Source organism: Streptomyces sp. NBC_01481, assembly GCF_026339995.1.
In the GTDB taxonomy this organism is placed as follows: domain Bacteria; phylum Actinomycetota; class Actinomycetes; order Streptomycetales; family Streptomycetaceae; genus Streptomyces.
Window position 1 is genome coordinate 176963 of sequence record NZ_JAPEPT010000002.1, and the last position, 16026, is coordinate 192988.

The window sequence follows — 16026 nt, forward strand, 5'->3', positions numbered from 1 at the left end:
GGTTCGCGCCGCGAAGCCGGCGCGGGGGGTCTGGGGGCTTGCCCCCAGTTCGGGGAGGGGCGGGTTGGGGAAAGCCCGCCGCAGGCGCCCCGCACCCCGCACCGCACCCGGCGCGCCCCGCGCCCCGCGTCAGAGCTCGCCGCCCCGCAAGCGCTCCACCTGCGTCGCACTGAGCTCGACCGTCCGCCTCATATGCGCAGTGAGGAGCGCGATCTCCTCATCGCTGTACTCGTCGAACATGGCGAACCACGAGCCGTTCAGCTTCTGCCACACCTCGCCGAACTCCGCCATGCGCTCGGGCACCATCGTCACCAGCACCCGCCGCCGGTCGTCGATGTCGCGCTCGCGCGTGACATATCCGGCCCGCTCCAGCCGGTCGACGAGCCGCGTCGCGGACCCGGTGGTCAGCCCGGTCAGCTCGGCGACACGTCCGGTGGTCACCGGGCCGGGCTCGAGCGCCAGCAGATTGAGGCACTGCAAGTCGGTGGGATGCAACCGCAGATGGTCGGCGAGGGCCTGGTTGAACAGGGCGTACGAGGCCATGTAGCGCCGCGAGGCGGTGGACAGCTCGTCCATCAGCCTGCCGCGACCGGCAGCACTCTTCTGCGTCATGCAGAGATTGTACGAACCAAGCTGAACCGTCGGCGCCAGCCAGGCGATCACCTCCTCCCGGGACGTGTCACCTGGGCACAGGGCCGCTGAATCAGCCCGATGCGTGGCGCAGGCGACCTGTCCGCCCCTCAGAAGGCGTACAGGTCCCCGGTGGCGGGCGTGAGCACCCGATGCTCGTTGTTGTCCGGATTCCGGTCGGTCGCGCCGCCGTTCCACTGGGTGCCGACCCCTACGACGACCTCGGCCGGCGTCCCGACCGTCCGCAGGTCCAGAGTGATCCGGCGGCCGGTTCCACCGGCCCGCAGCGCGCCGGTCGCGCACAGGACCACCCTGTCGCCGCCCCACAGGCACCTGGCGGGCAGCACCTGGGCACCGGCCATCGGCACCGAGAAGGACACCCGCACGGTCGCGTCCGCGAGGCTCGCGGGGCCATGATTCTCGGAGACCAGCGAGACCCCGAGCCGCCCGCTCGTCAGCGAGACATGGCCGTGGTGCGCGACATCCGCCTCCGGTGCGATCGCCAGGCCGTCCGCACCCGCGCTCGTCCCCGCACCGACCACCATCGCCACCGCGGCGGCGACCGCCGACAGCTCCTTGCGCATCACGAACATGACCGGAAGATACCTTTTGACTGTAAATATTGCTGATTGCCCGTCAGCCCCGGCGAGTCCTGGGCACCTTGCGCCGGGCTCCGGAAGCCTCGCGTGGCAGGCTGCCCCCATGCTCGTCGTCCGTTCCGCAGCCCTCTTCCTCGTCGCCGCCGTCTTCGAGATCGGCGGAGCCTGGCTCGTCTGGCAGGGACTCAGGGAGCACCGGGGCTGGATCTGGATCGGCGCGGGCGTCATCGCCCTCGGTGCGTACGGCTTTGTCGCGACGCTCCAGCCGGAGGGCGAGTTCGGGCGGATCCTCGCCGCGTACGGCGGAGTCTTCGTCGCGGGCTCCCTCGCCTGGGGCATGGTCGCCGACGGCTACCGCCCGGACCGCTGGGACGTGATCGGGGCGCTGGTCTGCCTGGCGGGCATGGCATTGATCATGTACGCACCACGGAGCCGCTGACGCCGTGCCGTCGCTCGCGGGACCCGCCGCCTATCCTGGGCCCGTATCGATCACATGCGCGAGGAGTACGACATGACCGCCGCTGGGACCCCCGTCGCCGTCATCACCGGAGCCAGCAGCGGCATCGGCGCCGCCACCGCACGCGGGCTCGCGGCCGCCGGGTACCACGTCGTCCTCACCGCCCGCCGCAAGGACCGTATCGAAGTGCTCGCGGCCGAGCTCGCCGCCGCGGGCCACCGTGCCACCGCGTACGCCCTCGATGTCACCGACCGACCGGCCGTCGACGAGTTCGCCCTGTCCCTCGACCGCTGCGACGTCCTCGTCAACAACGCGGGCGGCGCACTCGGCGCGGACACCGTCGCCACCGGCGACCCCGCCGACTGGCGCCAGATGTTCGAGGTCAACGTCATCGGCGCGCTCAACACCACCCAGGCGCTGCTCCCGGCCCTCACCTCCGGAGGCGACGGCACCGTCGTGATCCTCTCCTCCACCGCGGGCCTCGCGACCTACGAGGGCGGCGGCGGCTATGTCGCCGCCAAGCACGGCGCTCACGTCCTCGCCGAGACCCTCCGCCTGGAGATCGTCGGCGCCCCGGTCCGGGTGATCGAGATCGCGCCCGGCATGGTCAAGACCGAGGAGTTCGCCACGACCCGCTTCCGCGGCGACGAGGAGAGGGCCGCCAAGGTCTACGCGGGCGTGGCCCAGCCGCTCACCGCCGACGACGTGGCGGACACCATCACCTGGGCGGTCACCCGCCCCTCGCACGTCAACATCGACCTCCTCGTGGTCCGCCCCCGCGCCCAGGCCTCCAACTCCAAGGTCCACCGCGAGCTGTAGGCCCCACCCTCCGTCCCAGTCGCCGAGGCGAGGCCTGGTACGCGTTGCACCCGGCCGGGTGCACGCCCGCGCGCTGCCCCCACGTACAGGGCCCACCGCACTGTGTCTGAGGTCGCGGGCGGCTTCAGCAGGTCTTCAGCTGTGCGACGGAGGGTGCCGTGAGGTTGCCGCCATGGCCGACGTACACGGTGGTCGGAGCATGGTTGGCGATGGCACGCATGCTGCGGGCGGCGGCGTCCAGGTCGGTTGCGAACATCGGCTTGCGCGCCATCCGGGCTCGGAGCATGCCGCCGGAGAGGGCGTCGCCGGCCAGAATGGTGTTGTCGGCGAGGAGGACGCAGACAGATCCGGGGGTGTGGCCGGGGGTCACGAAGGATCGGCCGATTCCTCCGTGCTCGCTCAGGTCTTCTTCGTCGCCGAGGACGATGTCGGGCTCGATGGCCGGGATTTCGGCCTTGGCGAGCATGACCTTCATGAGCCGAGGCATCAGGCTGGTGGGCTGCAGGTCGACCCGCCCGCCGCGTCGGAGCTGTTCGGCGTCGTCGCGGTGGATGGCGATGGGCGCTCCGGTCGCCTCCCGCAGTTCCAGCGCCGAACCGCTGTGGTCCGCGTGGTGGTGGGTGAGCAGGATGAGCCCAACGTCGGCGGGGCGCAGGCCCGCGTCGGCGATCTGCTTGAGCATCGCCGGGGCCCGCCCGGCGACACCGGTGTCGACGATCATGGCCCGGCGGCCGTCAGTGACGAGAAAGGCGGACGAGGCGACGTTCTTGACGGCGTAGACGGTCATGGCTTCTCCACGTGTCCTGGTAAGGTTCGACGATGTGAACACCTCTAACATAGCATGGATGTTAGAGGTGTTCACATAATTTCGGAAACAGATACCCGCCACGCATCCGGCGGGCGCGTTGATAGCGTGGACAGATGGGAGCCAAGCAGGTGGCACGCACGAGTTACCACCACGGAGCGCTCCGGCAGGCGCTGATCGACGGAGCCAGGGAGATCCTGGCCGAACGGGGACACGACCAGTTCAGCCTCAACGAGCTCGCCCGCCGCGTCGGCGTGAGCACCTCCGCCCCCTACCGTCACTTCGCCAACCGGGACGATCTCCTGGCCGCGGTCGCCGATCAGGGCTACGCGACTCTGCACAAGAGCCTCGAACACACGGCATCGGACACGGCCGACGTCCGCGAGCGGCTGATCCGCCTGGCAGGGGCGTACGTGCGATTCGCGCACGACCACCCAGACCTGTACGCGACGATGTTCCGCGCCCGGCCGGGCGCCGAACCGAAGGGCTACGAGTCCTTCGAGGTGCTGCTCCGGACCGTCGACGAAGCTCAGCAGAGCGCGATAATCCCCACCACGGTGTCCGCGGAACTGATGTCCCGGTCCATCTGGGCGACCCTGCACGGTCTCGCGCTGCTCAACCTGCGGCAGCCCCACGAGCGGTTCGGCCTGAACGAGCCTCCGGAAGCCCTCGCCACCGACACCCTGTCAGCGCTCTTCGGACTGTAGGTACGGCACACAATGCGCCGGTTCAGGCTTCGTCAGCCGGTGTCTCATTCCCGCCGGAACCCGCGCTCACGTCTCGGCCCTGGATCGTTGCGGCCGCACGGTCCAGTTCGGTGAGCACCAGCCGTACGGCTCGCCGTGCGGCACGCTCGGGGCGGTGGAGCACATCGATGTGGCGTCGGGCGTGCACGCCGCTGAGAGGCCTGAGGATCAGTGCGGGGTGCGGACGTGTGGTCCAGCGGGGCATCAGGGCCAGGCCGCCTCCGGCGGCCACGGCTTCGGCGACCACCGTGAATTCGTTGATGCGATGGACGATGTTGAGCCGTCGGTTCGCCGCAGTCGAGATGGCATCGATGGTGGCCATCAGCGGGAAGCCGTCATGAACGGTGATCCAGGGTTGATCCGCGACGTCTCGCGGGGTGAGGCGTCGTTTGGCGGCCAAGGGGTGGTCTGCCGGAAGGGCGATGTCGAGCGGTTCACGCAGCAGCGTGCCGGCGGTGACCGTAGTCGGCCACGGTGGCGCTTGGTCGAGACGGTGGGCTAGTACGAGGTCGTAGTCCCGGGTCAGTCGCGGGAATTGGTCTTGCGCGACGTCCTCGTCGGCGAGCGAGAGCTGCGGGCGTCCAGGGCCGTCCTGGCCAAGCAGCAGTGGGAAGAATGCGGCGGCCGCGCTGTGGAAAGCCGCTACCGACACATCAGCGTCGGGCTGGTCGACGAATTCCTCGATGGTGTGCCGTGCCCTGGCAAGCGCGGTCTCCACCTCGATCGCCGCACCGGCCAGGGCTTGTCCGGCATCGGTGAGCACCAACCGCCGTCCGTCACGTTCAGTGAGTGGGACCGGGATCGAGCGTTGCAGCAGCCGTAGCTGTTGGGAGATTGCCGAGGGCGTCATCAACAGCGCCTCGGCGGTCGCGGTGACGCTTCCCAGCTCGCCGAGCTCCCGCAAGATCTGCAACTGCCGTTCGTTCACCCTCTCAGTGTAGTGATGCTTCAGGATCGTTGAAGAAGCTCGTTCTTGGCTTCAGAGTGGAGGCAATGCAGCGTAGGGGCGTGTTCCACGCCCGCCGCACTGACGCAGTGCTTCTCCTTGTCGCCATCGTCTGGGGCTCCAGCTACCTGGCCGCGAAGACGGCCACCTATGCCCTGCCGGTCCTGATGGTGCTGTTCGCGCGGTACGCGATCTCCGCGATCGCCTGCCTCGCTCTCGTCGCCGCCCGCCGCCGGAATGGGCGCTACACGCGAGATGAGGTTCGTGTCGGGGCATGGCTGGGGATCACACAGGCTGCTGTCCTGGTTCTTGAGACCTACGGCGTCGCCCACACCAGCGCGGCCAACGCGGGCCTGATCATCAGCCTCACCATCGTGCTCACCCCACTGCTGGACCGCACGGCAGGCAACGGCCGGCTGCCCCCGCGCTTCTTCGCCGCCACGGGCGTGTGCCTGCTGGCCGTTGCACTGCTCATGTCCGGCAGCGGCTTCCACACTCCCCGGATCGGCGACATGCTGATGCTCGCCGCCGCGGTGGTGCGCGCAGCGCACGTCGCGCTCGTGGGGCGGCTCACGAAGGGCCGCGCTGTGCGGCCGTTGCAGCTCACGGCCGTCCAGACGGTTGTCGGCTCGGCGCTGTTCGTCATGCCGGCCGCGAGCGGCCTGTCGACGCTCACTCAGGTCGATGCGGCGGTGTGGGGCCAGCTCGTCTATCTCGCCCTGTTCTGCAGCGTGTTCGCCTTCCTCGCCCAGACCTGGGCGGTGCAGAACAGCTCCGCCAGCCGGGCGAGTCTGCTGCTGGGCACCGAACCGGTCTGGGCGGTCGCGGTCGGCATCGGCCTCGGCGGCGAAAAGTTCACCACCCTTGCCGGCCTCGGGGCGGCGCTCATGGTCACCGGAACGTACTGGGGGCAGAGCATCGAACGCGCCCACCGCACCACCAACAATGAGGAGTCCCCATGCCGGACAACGGCACCTACGAGCGTCTGATCAGCCTGCTCGACAGCACCGCAACCGCGTACAAGCTCATTGACCATGAGCCGCAAGGCACGACCGAGACTGTCAGCGCACTGCGCGGACACCCCGTGTCGGAAGCCGCGAAATGCCTCATCCTGATCGTCAAGATCGACCGGCGAGTCACTCGCTACGTGCTCGCGGTCGTCCCCGGGGACCGGCGTGTGGACCTCAACGCCATCCGTACGCTGTTCGCCGCCCGCTACGTCGGATTCTGCGACGCAGCCACTGCCGAGCGACTGGCCCATGCCGTCCCCGGCACCGTCCTGCCCTTCAGCTTCGACCCTGAACTTGAACTCGTCGCAGACCCGGACGTCATTGCGCAGCCGTGCCTTTACTTCAACGCAGCCCGCCTTGATCGCTCGCTGGCCATCTCCGGCGCGGACTACGCGAGGCTCGCCGAGCCGCGCGTCGAGCGCATCGCCGGTCCGGGCTCGAACTGACGCAGCTCACGTGCCCGCTGATCCGGCCGGGCCACCCGGACCGCGGGTGGGGCGGTCTGCGGGCGATCCGCCACCGCCGGGCTCGTCCGGACCGCAGCCGGGTCCAGACCGAACAGCTCGCACAGTGCCTCCGCGTACGACTCCCCGCCCGGCTCGCCCGCCCGTTGCTTGACCCGCACCGTCGGCGCGTGCAGCACCTTGCGGACAAGCCTGTTCAAGCTCTGTGTCAGCTCGGCCCTGGTAGTGGCGTCCAGCTCGGGCAGCCGACCGCAGAGGCGTTCCAGCTCGGAGTCGACCATCTCGGACACCGAGGCTCGCAAGGCGACAACGGTCTGGGTGACCCCGGCGGCACGCTGGGCGGCGGTGAAGGAGTCGACCTCCTCGGCGACGATCCGGCGTACTGCCGCGACATCCAGCGCCCCGGCGGCGTCCTCGACGTTCCGGGCGGCCTCGGCCAGTGTGTCCAGCCCGACCAGGTGCACGCCTTCGAGCTCGCGTGCGGCAGCGTCGGCATCACCCGGCATCGCCAGGTCGAGCACTGCCAGCGGCGCGGGTGCCGTCTGCCGCCCGCCGCGACTGCTGCTCGTGTCGTTCCGGCCCGCGACTCCTCCGCAGGAGATGACGACGTCGGCCTCGGCCAACGCGGTGGCGACGTCTTCGTACGGCACGGTCCTCGCGCCGTATGCGGCGAGCGTCGCGGCCAGCCGCTCCGCGCGCACGGGGGTGCGGTTGGCGATGACCAGCTCGCTGACCCCGGCTCGCGCCAGCGTCGCCGCGGCCAGCGAGCTCATCGAGCCCGCGCCCACCACCAACCCGCGCTTTCCCGCGATCGGGCCCACGCGCTTCGCGACCTGCTCCAGGCCGAAGGCGACCAGGGACTGGCCGGCTCTGGCGATCCCGGTCTCGCTGTGCGCCCGCTTGCCGACTCGCAGTGCCTGCTGGAACAGCTCACCGATGCGTCTCCCTGCGGTGTGCTCATCCTGGGCGAGCGACAGCGCGTTGCGCAGCTGGCCCAGGATCTGCGCCTCGCCGACCACCATCGAGTCCAGCCCGCATGCCAGCGAGAACAGATGCTGCACGGCGCGGTCCCCATGGCGGACGCCGAGGTACGGGGTCAGCTCTTCCGGGTCGACTCCTGTGTACTCGGCCAACAGCTCGGACAGTTCGGCAACCCCTGCGCGGACGTTGTCCACGTCGGCGTACAGCTCGATCCGGTTGCAGGTGGCGACAAGCGCCGCCGCGTTCACCTGAGCCGCCGCAGCGGCAGCGCGCAGCAGCCGCTGCGGGGCATCTCCGGTGAGGGAGGCACGCTCCAGCAGGGTCACTGGTGCCGTGCGATGGCTGAGGCCGACCATCAGGACGCTCATGCTCGTGACCCGCTGACCTGGCTCCTGGCCGCGGCGACGCTGTTGGTCATGCGCAGTGAGGGCAGGCCACGACGCAGGATCATGAACTCTGCGACGACTATGTTGGGCAGCCAGCACAGGAAGGGCAGGGGCGCGTAGGCCTCGCGCATGATGGTGGTGAACGGGTCCGCGCCGTGGATGAACGGGATCTGCGCGAAGATCAGCACGCCGAACCACAACCGCAGCGTCACTGCCGCGTAGGTGAGCGCGAAGCTGCGGATCATCCAGGCCTGGTGGCTGCGGAAGTCGCGCTGCCGGGCGGCGCCGTAGGCACGCCACGTCGTCCATCCCCACAGCACCGCCAGCGAGCCGAAGCCGAAGAAGCCCGCCAGGCCCACGGAGCTGAACATCGACATGACGAACCCGGAAACCGAGCCGATCAGGACGCTGGCGACGTAGACCCGGCCGGTGTAGCGGTGGACGCGCGGGCGGCGGCTGCGGATGCGGCGGGAGAACTGGAACGGCCCCAGGGCCAGGGCCAGTCCGGCGGTGACGATGTGGATGTAGAAGGCCACCTGGATCGGCAGCGCGCGGGGGGCGTACGTATCCGCCAGTCCGACTTCCTGGTGGGCGAGGGAGTCCAGGGTGCCCTGGGCGTACTGGCCGACGAAGTAGCCGGCGATGGCCACCGACGACAGGGCCACCCAGGCCCAGCTCCACTTCGAGCCGCCGGTTCGGCGCCGCTGCCTGCGCGGTGCGGGGGTTGCGACGGTGGTCATGGGGACTCCTGGTGTCCTCGTGCGGCTCCTCGATGTGAATGGCTCTAACATAGCAGCAATGTTAGAGGCATTCACTTGTCTGCAAGAAACCGATCCCGGCCCGCCTCCGACGTGCTGGTCAACAGCACGAGCAGACGGGACGCGAGCCGATGCCGGGGTCCGGGACCGTTGGTGCGGTCCGGGGTCGTTTGTCGCGGAAGCGGGGCGCTATCGGGGGCATGACCCCTGTACGCCGGAAACCCGCCCGCTCACGGGACCCACTTGTACTTGCCTCCGCCGACCCATCGCACGACCGCGGGATCGTCGACGTCGATATGGGTCAGCCCCGCCCGGTGCGCCAGCCTGATCACATCCAGCATGGTGTAGGCGGGCCCGGCCACCTCCCCGTTGATCTCCACCAGGCGGTACGGCGGCTCGCTGGGCACTACGGCGAGCACGACGACGGGGGTGGGGTGGAACGCCTCTTGAGCATCGCTGGTCATGCTTACAGCGTGTGGCAGGGACGCGACGCGCACATGTCGAGCGGACCGGCGGGTATGGGGACGCCGCTACGTTTCCCCTGGGCCAGAGACGGAGTCCCGGCGCCCGCCGCCGAGGGCGGCTGAGCGGCTCGCGCGTGGGCGATGGCAGTTGATCCCGGGGCCGCCCTACCCCGGTGCCGGCAGCGCGGAAGCCGATGGCTCGCGGTGCCTACGCCTTGGGCGCCTGCGAGATGCGCACCATGTTGCCCGAGGGGTCCCGGAACGCGCAGTCGCGCGGGCCCCAAGGCTGGTCGACGGGCTCCTGCAGCACCTCGGCGCCGGAGGCCCGCACCTTCTCGAAGGTCGCGTCGAGATCGTCGGCGCGGAACACGACCATCGGCAGGACTCCCTTGGTCAGCAGCTCCTGCAGAGCGTCACCGTCGGCCTGGGATCGGCCGGCGTGCGGCTCGCTGAGCACGATCTCCAGGTCCGGCTGGGACGCGCTGCCGAGGGTGACCCAGTGGAACCCGCCCGAGGCGACGTCGTTGCGCACCTCAAGGCCGAGCGCGTCACGGTAGAAGTCGAGCGACTCGTCCGTATCGTTGACGGTGATATGGCAGTACTGAAGTGAAACGGTCATGGAACCAAGGCTAGGGCCTGTCGTTTGGATCAGGCCGGATCAGTGAGCGGGGTCTGGTGCGTGCGATCGCAGGCCGGAGGATGGGGGTCCCCCCGCCGAAGGCGGGGGGAGAGCCGACGCGGAGCGTCGGCGACTGACGACAACGCAGCGAGCGTGCGTGCCAGGGCACGCGAACCCGGCAAGATCCGAACGACAGGCCCTAGGTCCCCTCCCGCCGCGGCTGCGCGGGCCGCTTCTGCGATCGTGCCCGGTCGCTCCCTGGTCGGCCGGGTGCGCATCTTGGCCACGCACGCGGGCATCGCCGTTACGGCGCGGTGCTCCCGGGCCCGGTACGCACTCGGCGTCACCCCCACGAGTTCGGTGAAGCGCGAGCTGAACGAGCCGAGGGAGGTGCAGCCGACCGCCATACACGCCTCGGTCACACTCATGCCCCCGCGCAGCAGCGCCATCGCCCGCTCAACCCGCCTGGTCATCAGGTAGCTGTACGGCGTCTCGCCGTAGGCCGCCCGGAACGCCCGGGAGAAGTGCCCTGGCGACATCAGCGCATGGCGGGCCATCGTCGGCACGTCGAGCGGACGCGCGTACTCCCGGTCTACCAGATCCCGCGCCCGGCGCAGGCGCGCAAGGTGGGAAAGGTGTCGCTCGTCCATGGGACGAGGCTACCGTTTCACTCTGACAGAGCCCTGCTGACCTGCACGGATGAGACGTGGCGGGGGTCATGCCCGCGCGACCGAATCCACGGAGTTCCTCCATGCTGTTTGACGTTCAGCCTTGCCTCAAGGGCGAATTGGTCGAACTCAGGCCACTCCGCGCGGAAGACTACGCAGACCTCTATGCCGTCGCGGCGGACCCGCTCGTCTGGGAGCAGCATCCCGACCCCGAGCGATACCTGGAAAGGGCGTTCAGCGGCTACTTTCGCGACGCCCTGGAATCCGGAGGGGCGTTGGTCGTCATCGACAACGAAGACGGCCGTCTCATCGGGTCCTCGCGGTACCACGGGTACGACGAGGAGCGTGACGAGGTCGAAATCGGCTGGTCGTTCCTGGCCCGGTCGCACTGGGGCGGCCGCTACAACCGTGAGCTGAAAGAGCTCATGCTGGACCATGCCTTCCGGTTCGTCAGCAGCGTCATCTTCCTCGTCGGGCCCGACAACCTGCGTTCCCAGCGTGCTGTGGAGAAGATCGGTGGCGTACGGGCGGGCTCACGGCTCGACGGGAGTGGGCAGCAGAGTCTCCTCTACCGGATCGAGGCCTCCACCCGGCCTTGAGGATGTCGGATCCGGTGCCTGGCGTCAGAATTGGCGTTATCTGCTGTTTCTGCCGGATCGGAGACATCCATGAAGGACCTCAAGTTTGAGCAGAAGCGCTCGCTGTCACGCCTTGAGGCGGCTGATCAGCTCACGGCGCTCGCGGCCGCACTGAGGCACGGTGGTGATGCCGATCTGGAACTCGGCCCCGGGCGGCTGAGCCTGCGGATCCCCGACGACCTTCGCAGTGAGATAGAGGTCGAGGTCGGTAACGGGGAGATCGAGCTGGAGATCGAGTTCAAGTGGCCGACCGCAGATGCAGGGGGATCGCCGTGAGGTCGGGGCGGAGGCGGTTGTGGCCGACGTCGGCAACTTCCCCCGGTTCGACCGAAACACCCACACCGGCGGCGTGATCGCCAGTGAGAGGGCGGCGGACCTCCGCCAGGCGGTCAACCGCGTACAGCACACCCGGGTCCGACCGTCCCGGCTGGGTGCTGCCGATCGTCCGCCGCTGAGGCCTGTACGCACCCCTCTACGGTTTCGCGGAGCCGGGCTGGGTGGTCGGGATCCGCTGGGTGAAGAACAGTGCGAGCAGGCTGGCCAGAGCGAGGATGGCGAGTGCGGCGCGCAGGCCGTCGAGCCTGGCTGCCTCGTTCGCGTCGAGCGCGGCCTGGGTGACCTTCTCGCTCGTGCCCGCTTCGTCGAGGGCGTCCTTGAGCTGGGCGTCCGACAGGAAGGGCACGCCGCTTTGGAGTTCGACGGTCGCCCGGTTCTTGACGTCGGCCGGGATCGCGTCGTTCTGCTCGACGCTGGTCAGGAACGAAGCCGTCAGCGCGGCGATCAGGATCGACCCGGCGAGTGCCGTACCGATCGAGGCGCCGAGGTTGGTGACGGCGTTCTGGATGCCGCCGACCTCCGCGCTCTGCTTGTCGGGCACCGCGGACACCGTGACCGACCCGAGCTGGGACGCCAGCGCGCCCATACCGAGCCCGATCAACAGGAGGGGGATGGTGACGATTTCCGCACCGGCGTCCGCGTCGAGCGCGGCCATCAGCACCACCGCACCCGCGAGCAACGCGAGGATCCCGAGCCGGACCACGCGTCGCGGTGAGACGTTCGGAAGGAGACGCGGGATCAGGATTGCGGCGGCGAGCAGTGTCAGCGAGAGCGGCAGGATGCGTGCCCCGGTCTTGAGCGCGGACAGGCCGAGTGCGACCGAGAGGTAGAGCGGTACGACGAAGAACACGCCCATCTGCACGAGGTACTGGAAGAAGAACATGGTCAGGCCGCCGGTGAGCTGCCTGTTCCGCAGCAGCTCAGGGTCCACGAGGGGCTCCTTTCGCTGCTCCACCAGGCGGGCCTCCCACCGCAGGAAGAGCCAGATCAGGAGCAGACCCGCCAGCATCAGCCACACGACCAGCGAGATCCCGAGCCAGGCGGGTGCGTCGGGCTTCGGCCGGAACCAGCCCCATTCGTCCGAGCGGAGTACTCCGTAGACGAAGATCCCGAGCCCGAGGGCGGAGAGCGCGGCGCCGACGAGATCGAGGGGATGGCGTTGGCCGGTCGGGGCGTCGGCGATGCGGCGGGCGAGCACCAGGATGCCGAGCACGATCACGACCTCACCGGCGAAGACCCAGCGCCAGGAGAAGTACGTCGTTGCTACACCCCCGATGAGTGGCCCGACCGCGATCGCCACGGCTCCTGCGGCGGCCACGAGCCCGTACGCGGCGGGCCGGCGCTCCGCGGCGAAGTTGCCGGCGACGAGCGCGACGATCGCGGGCATGATCAGGGCTGCCCCGACTCCTTCGAGGAACGACCAGCCGAGCAGGAGAACAGGCAGGTTCGGGGCGAGCGCCGTCGTCAGGGATCCGGCACCGTAGATGCAGCAGCCGATCATGAACGCGCGCTTTCGGCCGATGATCGCGCCGACCTTGCCGCCAGGGATCATGAACATCGCCATCACGAGGGTGTAGGCCGTGATCGCACCCTGGATCCCGGTCACCGTTGTGCCGACGTCGTCAGCCACCGTCGCGATCGAGACGTTCATGACGGAGCTGTCGAGCGCCATCAGGAACTGCCCGGCCGCGAGAGTCAGCAGGACGAGTCCTGCCTTTGTCGAACTCCCCGTGCCCGCTTTGGATGTCATGGGGCGCATCGTCCCAGCGCCCCCGGCGGCAGTTCCTCGGCCCGCCTCGGAGGTCAACCGGTTGGCGGACATTTTCGCGCCGAGTCTCCGCCGCCGGGCCCGATCCTGCCCGCGGACCTCCGGAGGCGGGGCGGAAGAGGGGGCAGGTCAGTGTGGCCCCGCGCCGGAACCGGATCCGGGCCCGGGCTGTGTGAGCTGCTGCCGCAACGCGGCGATCTCGGCTCGCAGAGCGGCGACGTCGTTCTTGTCGGCCGCCTGGTCGCCCTCGCGCAGACTGACCAGCAGCGAACCGCTCGGCTCCAGGCTGACCGAGGTGGTCTCGGAGACATCGTCGCCGCCCTGCCGTTTGACCGCGACATCCAAGTCCGCGCGGTTCAGTCCGCTGCGCCTGACCTCGGAGGGCAGCCACTGCCCGTCGCGCGCGAGAATGACAGGCGATCCCTCGAGCAGACGGCCGAGCCGGCTGGACAGCGAGGCAGCCCGGACCACGAGTGCGTTCACCGCGAGCAGCACGGCAGCGGCGAAGGCGGCTCCGGACACGGAATTGTCGGGTCCGATGATGGCGTTCTGCACCACGTTGGCCAGCAACAGCATGACCACCAGGTCAAAGGTGTTGAGCTGAGCGAGCTCCCGTCTCCCGCCCCACCGGAGCAGCACCAGGATCACCAGATAGACCAGCACGGTGCGCACCGCCTTCTCGCCGTACGAGATGCCCACACTCATCAGGTCATGCCACATCGCGTCTCCCGCGTCTCTTCGGTCCGCCCACTTGCTCATCGGCGGCTTGCCCCAACCCTCTTGACCGGCCATCAGGCGGACGCTTCCCCTGCTGCGGCCTGGTGCTCCCCATCACTCGACGCGGTCGCCCGGCCGTGAAACGATGCCGGCCGGAGAGAGGGGGGCGTGATTCAGTCGGTGCTCGCGAACATCGCGATCGGGCTCGTGACGAGCTTGCTCGGCGGTGGCTTCGTCTGGTTGAGGGAGCGGGCCAAGCGCGCTCGGGCTGTGAACAAGAGGGCGGCATTCTTCGGCGTCCGGCCCGGGCAGACCTGCCTGATGGTGCTGGGCAACAAGCACAACGCGCCCGGCACCGCGCATCATCGGGATGTACGGGCGGTGCTGGAACTGGCCATGCTTGCCGCTGAGTTGGATTGCCACGTCTCGCTGGAGTCCGGCGACTTCCGTGGCGGCAACGGAGATCGCACCGAATTCTGTGTCGGCGGCCCCACCGGGGGCGCCAACGTCCGCACCGGCGGCCACCTTGCCGCCCACATGCCCGGCGTCGTCATTCATCCCTACGACGGCACCCGTGCGGACTCGGTGGCCATCGAGGTCGGTGGGGAGAAGTTCCTGTTCGACAAAGGCAACCAGGAGTACGCTCTCGTGGCGAAGTTCACGCCCGTGGAGTCCGTTTGCCCGGTGTTCCTCGTGGCCGGGCAGACGTCCGTGGCAAACCTGGCCGCGATCCACTTCCTGCGGCGCGAGTACGCGCGGGTGGCCGGACAACTGTCGTCGGTGGAGCGCTTCTGCCTGCTCATCAAGGTCTCCGACATCGGGACCTACGAGTTCCACCGCGCGGAACTGGAACGGGAAGTCACGGCAGCCGCGTTCGGAGAGTGAGCGCGCTCACCGGTTCGGCACCAGTCCGCTTGTCTGGACACCGACCCTCAAGGAGTCTGCCTGAGGGCCGGTGCGCGAATGAACGTCAGCCAGTTCCGATCGAGTCAATCAGCGCGGCGATTTCCTCCGCGATCTCCTCGATGCTGTGCGTGCTCGTGTCGCGGGCGATAATGTCGACCAACGACGGCGACCGGCTTGCTACCTCCTCCTTGCTGATCTCGTGCCAAATGGGCAGCAGGCGCTGGCTTCCGGCGACGGACTGAGTGACGATGCCGTCCAGTTCGTACTGCGCCCATCCCTTGGCGAAGAACGCCTTCGAAAGAACGACAACGCCGAAGGTGCTGCGCGCCAACCCGTCGTCGATCTTTCGGCGCAAGCAGTCGCCAATCCGCAGCACCAGTTCGTCCAGCCAGACTTTCACGCCGCGGCTCCTGAGCGCTTCGGCCAGGGAGCGAGCGACCTCCTTGTCTTCACTGGCGTACGAGATGAAGACGTCCCATGCCTGTTCATCCTCGATCGTGGAAGCCGAGGGCGGTTCGTGCTGGATGCCGGCAAGCGGCTTCGATGCGGCGGCGGAGGCCTGAGGCCGGACCTCGGCTCTCAGCGACACGTCACGTGCCCCGGTGGCCGGTGGACGCTCCTCCGGAGGATCCACTGTGGGGGCCGTGTTCGGCTCCTGGGCCTCAACCTGCTCGACCGTCGGGCCCGCGGCTGGTGGGCGTCCGGTCGGTTCGGTTTTGGCCGTCCCGCGTGCGGCGTCTTTGATGTTGCGCAGCGAGTTGATCGCCGCGATCACATCCTTTTCGAGTGCGGTCACTGCCGCGATCGCGTAACGCATGACGGCATATACGCCGGATATCACCACGAGGACTACCAATGTCCACGTATCCACGTTCATGGTCTCTTCTCAAGTCGGCTGCAACAAGGAGGAATGCGCGCAGATGGCGACTGCGCACACTCAATGTGCGCCATGTCCCAGCCGAACAAATCCGTCATACTGGGCATGCATGCGGAAGCAGGATGTTTCAGCGTCGAAAGTTCACTCTCTTGGCCGCCTGTCCCTTACGGCGTGGCCCCTTCGCAAGCCGAGCCGACTCGATGCCCTTTCTCGCGTCGCGGGCGACGACGCCACGTCTTGGCTCCGTGGTGCAGGAATGAAACAGGCCCCGGACTGCTGTCAGTCCGAGCCCCGTCGGTCACGTGGTCTGCTGAAGGCCAGCCCTTTGACGCAGATGGCAACACCTGCACCAGGTCCCGCTGCTGGTCGATGACCTGCCCGATCGGCTTGCAAGCACCCGGGATCTCACCCACGAACCGGAGGCCATGCCGT

19 protein-coding genes and 1 pseudogene are annotated in these 16026 nt (G+C 68.8%); 8 read left to right on the forward strand and 12 right to left on the reverse strand.

Going from position 1 to position 16026, the window contains the following annotated elements:
• Positions 1 to 129: 129 nt before the first annotated feature.
• Together OOK40_RS11235 and OOK40_RS11240 are read right to left on the reverse strand one after the other, a co-directional pair.
• Positions 130 to 612 (reverse strand): MarR family winged helix-turn-helix transcriptional regulator, encoded by a 483-nt coding sequence (locus OOK40_RS11235; protein WP_266479458.1) that lies wholly within the window; start codon positions 610 to 612, stop codon positions 130 to 132.
• 128 nt (positions 613 to 740) lie between these two features.
• A complete protein-coding gene (locus OOK40_RS11240) occupies positions 741 to 1223 on the reverse strand; it encodes a hypothetical protein (protein WP_266479460.1) in 483 nt (160 codons plus the stop codon).
• Positions 1224 to 1332: 109 nt separating this feature from the next.
• On the opposite strand from OOK40_RS11240, the gene OOK40_RS11245 reads away from it, so the two are divergent.
• Positions 1333 to 1668 carry a YnfA family protein gene (locus OOK40_RS11245; protein ID WP_266479462.1) on the forward strand — a complete coding sequence of 112 codons (336 nt, stop codon included), beginning with the start codon at positions 1333 to 1335 and terminating at the stop codon, positions 1666 to 1668.
• 72 nt (positions 1669 to 1740) lie between these two features.
• Positions 1741 to 2505, forward strand: a complete 765-nt coding sequence (locus OOK40_RS11250) for an SDR family NAD(P)-dependent oxidoreductase (RefSeq protein ID WP_266479464.1) — start codon at positions 1741 to 1743, stop codon at positions 2503 to 2505.
• 124 nt (positions 2506 to 2629) lie between these two features.
• Here the strand turns inward: OOK40_RS11250 and OOK40_RS11255 are convergent, their stop codons facing one another.
• Entirely contained in the window at positions 2630 to 3292 is a 663-nt protein-coding gene (locus OOK40_RS11255; protein WP_266479466.1) for an MBL fold metallo-hydrolase, read from the reverse strand.
• 134 nt (positions 3293 to 3426) lie between these two features.
• On the opposite strand from OOK40_RS11255, the gene OOK40_RS11260 reads away from it, so the two are divergent.
• Positions 3427 to 4017, forward strand: coding sequence for a TetR/AcrR family transcriptional regulator (locus OOK40_RS11260; protein WP_266479468.1), 591 nt, complete (start codon positions 3427 to 3429; stop codon positions 4015 to 4017).
• Positions 4018 to 4039: 22 nt separating this feature from the next.
• Here OOK40_RS11260 and OOK40_RS11265 read toward each other — a convergent pair whose 3' ends face one another.
• A complete protein-coding gene (locus OOK40_RS11265) occupies positions 4040 to 4984 on the reverse strand; it encodes a LysR family transcriptional regulator (RefSeq protein WP_266479470.1) in 945 nt (314 codons plus the stop codon).
• Positions 4985 to 5049: 65 nt separating this feature from the next.
• Between OOK40_RS11265 and OOK40_RS11270 the strand changes: the two genes are divergently transcribed.
• On the forward strand, positions 5050 to 5991 hold the full coding sequence (locus OOK40_RS11270) for a DMT family transporter (protein ID WP_266479472.1): 942 nt from the start codon (positions 5050 to 5052) through the stop codon (positions 5989 to 5991).
• Positions 5961 to 6458, forward strand: a complete 498-nt coding sequence (locus tag OOK40_RS11275) for a YbaK/EbsC family protein (RefSeq protein ID WP_266479474.1) — start codon at positions 5961 to 5963, stop codon at positions 6456 to 6458. The genes OOK40_RS11270 and OOK40_RS11275 overlap by 31 nt, the downstream gene beginning before the upstream one ends.
• Here the strand turns inward: OOK40_RS11275 and OOK40_RS11280 are convergent.
• From OOK40_RS11280 to OOK40_RS11300, 5 genes and pseudogenes are all read right to left on the reverse strand, one after another.
• Complete coding sequence (locus OOK40_RS11280; protein WP_266479476.1) at positions 6401 to 7825, reverse strand: glutamyl-tRNA reductase; 1425 nt, start codon at positions 7823 to 7825, stop codon at positions 6401 to 6403. The two genes, OOK40_RS11275 and OOK40_RS11280, sit on opposite strands and share 58 nt — an antisense overlap.
• A complete protein-coding gene (locus OOK40_RS11285) occupies positions 7822 to 8583 on the reverse strand; it encodes a DUF2306 domain-containing protein (RefSeq protein WP_266479478.1) in 762 nt (253 codons plus the stop codon). The genes OOK40_RS11280 and OOK40_RS11285 overlap by 4 nt, the downstream gene beginning before the upstream one ends.
• 248 nt (positions 8584 to 8831) lie before the next feature.
• A complete protein-coding gene (locus tag OOK40_RS11290) occupies positions 8832 to 9065 on the reverse strand; it encodes a hypothetical protein (RefSeq protein WP_266479480.1) in 234 nt (77 codons plus the stop codon).
• Between the two features lie 208 nt (positions 9066 to 9273).
• Positions 9274 to 9684 carry a VOC family protein gene (locus OOK40_RS11295; RefSeq protein WP_266479483.1) on the reverse strand — a complete coding sequence of 137 codons (411 nt, stop codon included), beginning with the start codon at positions 9682 to 9684 and terminating at the stop codon, positions 9274 to 9276.
• A gap of 257 nt (positions 9685 to 9941) precedes the next feature.
• Positions 9942 to 10334: pseudogene (locus OOK40_RS11300) on the reverse strand (helix-turn-helix transcriptional regulator); the annotation flags it as partial.
• Positions 10335 to 10435: 101 nt separating this feature from the next.
• Here OOK40_RS11300 and OOK40_RS11305 point away from each other — a divergent pair.
• Together OOK40_RS11305 and OOK40_RS11310 are read left to right on the forward strand one after the other, a co-directional pair.
• A complete protein-coding gene (locus OOK40_RS11305) occupies positions 10436 to 10951 on the forward strand; it encodes a GNAT family N-acetyltransferase (protein ID WP_266479485.1) in 516 nt (171 codons plus the stop codon).
• A gap of 69 nt (positions 10952 to 11020) precedes the next feature.
• On the forward strand, positions 11021 to 11266 hold the full coding sequence (locus OOK40_RS11310; RefSeq protein ID WP_266479487.1) for an amphi-Trp domain-containing protein: 246 nt from the start codon (positions 11021 to 11023) through the stop codon (positions 11264 to 11266).
• A gap of 196 nt (positions 11267 to 11462) precedes the next feature.
• On the opposite strand, the gene OOK40_RS11315 is transcribed toward OOK40_RS11310, so the two are convergent.
• Together OOK40_RS11315 and OOK40_RS11320 are read right to left on the reverse strand one after the other, a co-directional pair.
• Positions 11463 to 13076 (reverse strand): MFS transporter, encoded by a 1614-nt coding sequence (locus OOK40_RS11315; protein ID WP_266479489.1) that lies wholly within the window; start codon positions 13074 to 13076, stop codon positions 11463 to 11465.
• Positions 13077 to 13223: 147 nt separating this feature from the next.
• Entirely contained in the window at positions 13224 to 13799 is a 576-nt protein-coding gene (locus OOK40_RS11320) for a DUF421 domain-containing protein (RefSeq protein ID WP_266479491.1), read from the reverse strand.
• A 192-nt stretch (positions 13800 to 13991) separates the two neighbouring features.
• Between OOK40_RS11320 and OOK40_RS11325 the strand changes: the two genes are divergently transcribed.
• Positions 13992 to 14696 carry a hypothetical protein gene (locus tag OOK40_RS11325; protein WP_266479493.1) on the forward strand — a complete coding sequence of 235 codons (705 nt, stop codon included), beginning with the start codon at positions 13992 to 13994 and terminating at the stop codon, positions 14694 to 14696.
• A gap of 85 nt (positions 14697 to 14781) precedes the next feature.
• Here the strand turns inward: OOK40_RS11325 and OOK40_RS11330 are convergent, their stop codons facing one another.
• Complete coding sequence (locus OOK40_RS11330) at positions 14782 to 15594, reverse strand: TIR domain-containing protein (protein WP_266479495.1); 813 nt, start codon at positions 15592 to 15594, stop codon at positions 14782 to 14784.
• Positions 15595 to 16026: the final 432 nt, after the last annotated feature.

Coding starts and splice junctions, on each gene's coding strand:
- OOK40_RS11315 (WP_266479489.1), bottom strand. CDS start 13,076: ATGACATCCAAAGCGGGCACGGGGAGTTCGACAAAGGCAGGACTCGTC.
- OOK40_RS11310 (WP_266479487.1), top strand. CDS start 11,021: ATGAAGGACCTCAAGTTTGAGCAGAAGCGCTCGCTGTCACGCCTTGAG.
- OOK40_RS11235 (WP_266479458.1), bottom strand. CDS start 612: ATGACGCAGAAGAGTGCTGCCGGTCGCGGCAGGCTGATGGACGAGCTG.
- OOK40_RS11260 (WP_266479468.1), top strand. CDS start 3,427: ATGGGAGCCAAGCAGGTGGCACGCACGAGTTACCACCACGGAGCGCTC.
- OOK40_RS11250 (WP_266479464.1), top strand. CDS start 1,741: ATGACCGCCGCTGGGACCCCCGTCGCCGTCATCACCGGAGCCAGCAGC.
- OOK40_RS11305 (WP_266479485.1), top strand. CDS start 10,436: ATGCTGTTTGACGTTCAGCCTTGCCTCAAGGGCGAATTGGTCGAACTC.
- OOK40_RS11330 (WP_266479495.1), bottom strand. CDS start 15,594: ATGAACGTGGATACGTGGACATTGGTAGTCCTCGTGGTGATATCCGGC.
- OOK40_RS11275 (WP_266479474.1), top strand. CDS start 5,961: ATGCCGGACAACGGCACCTACGAGCGTCTGATCAGCCTGCTCGACAGC.
- OOK40_RS11285 (WP_266479478.1), bottom strand. CDS start 8,583: ATGACCACCGTCGCAACCCCCGCACCGCGCAGGCAGCGGCGCCGAACC.
- OOK40_RS11245 (WP_266479462.1), top strand. CDS start 1,333: ATGCTCGTCGTCCGTTCCGCAGCCCTCTTCCTCGTCGCCGCCGTCTTC.
- OOK40_RS11240 (WP_266479460.1), bottom strand. CDS start 1,223: ATGTTCGTGATGCGCAAGGAGCTGTCGGCGGTCGCCGCCGCGGTGGCG.
- OOK40_RS11280 (WP_266479476.1), bottom strand. CDS start 7,825: ATGAGCGTCCTGATGGTCGGCCTCAGCCATCGCACGGCACCAGTGACC.
- OOK40_RS11320 (WP_266479491.1), bottom strand. CDS start 13,799: ATGAGTGTGGGCATCTCGTACGGCGAGAAGGCGGTGCGCACCGTGCTG.
- OOK40_RS11290 (WP_266479480.1), bottom strand. CDS start 9,065: ATGACCAGCGATGCTCAAGAGGCGTTCCACCCCACCCCCGTCGTCGTG.
- OOK40_RS11255 (WP_266479466.1), bottom strand. CDS start 3,292: ATGACCGTCTACGCCGTCAAGAACGTCGCCTCGTCCGCCTTTCTCGTC.
- OOK40_RS11270 (WP_266479472.1), top strand. CDS start 5,050: ATGCAGCGTAGGGGCGTGTTCCACGCCCGCCGCACTGACGCAGTGCTT.
- OOK40_RS11295 (WP_266479483.1), bottom strand. CDS start 9,684: ATGACCGTTTCACTTCAGTACTGCCATATCACCGTCAACGATACGGAC.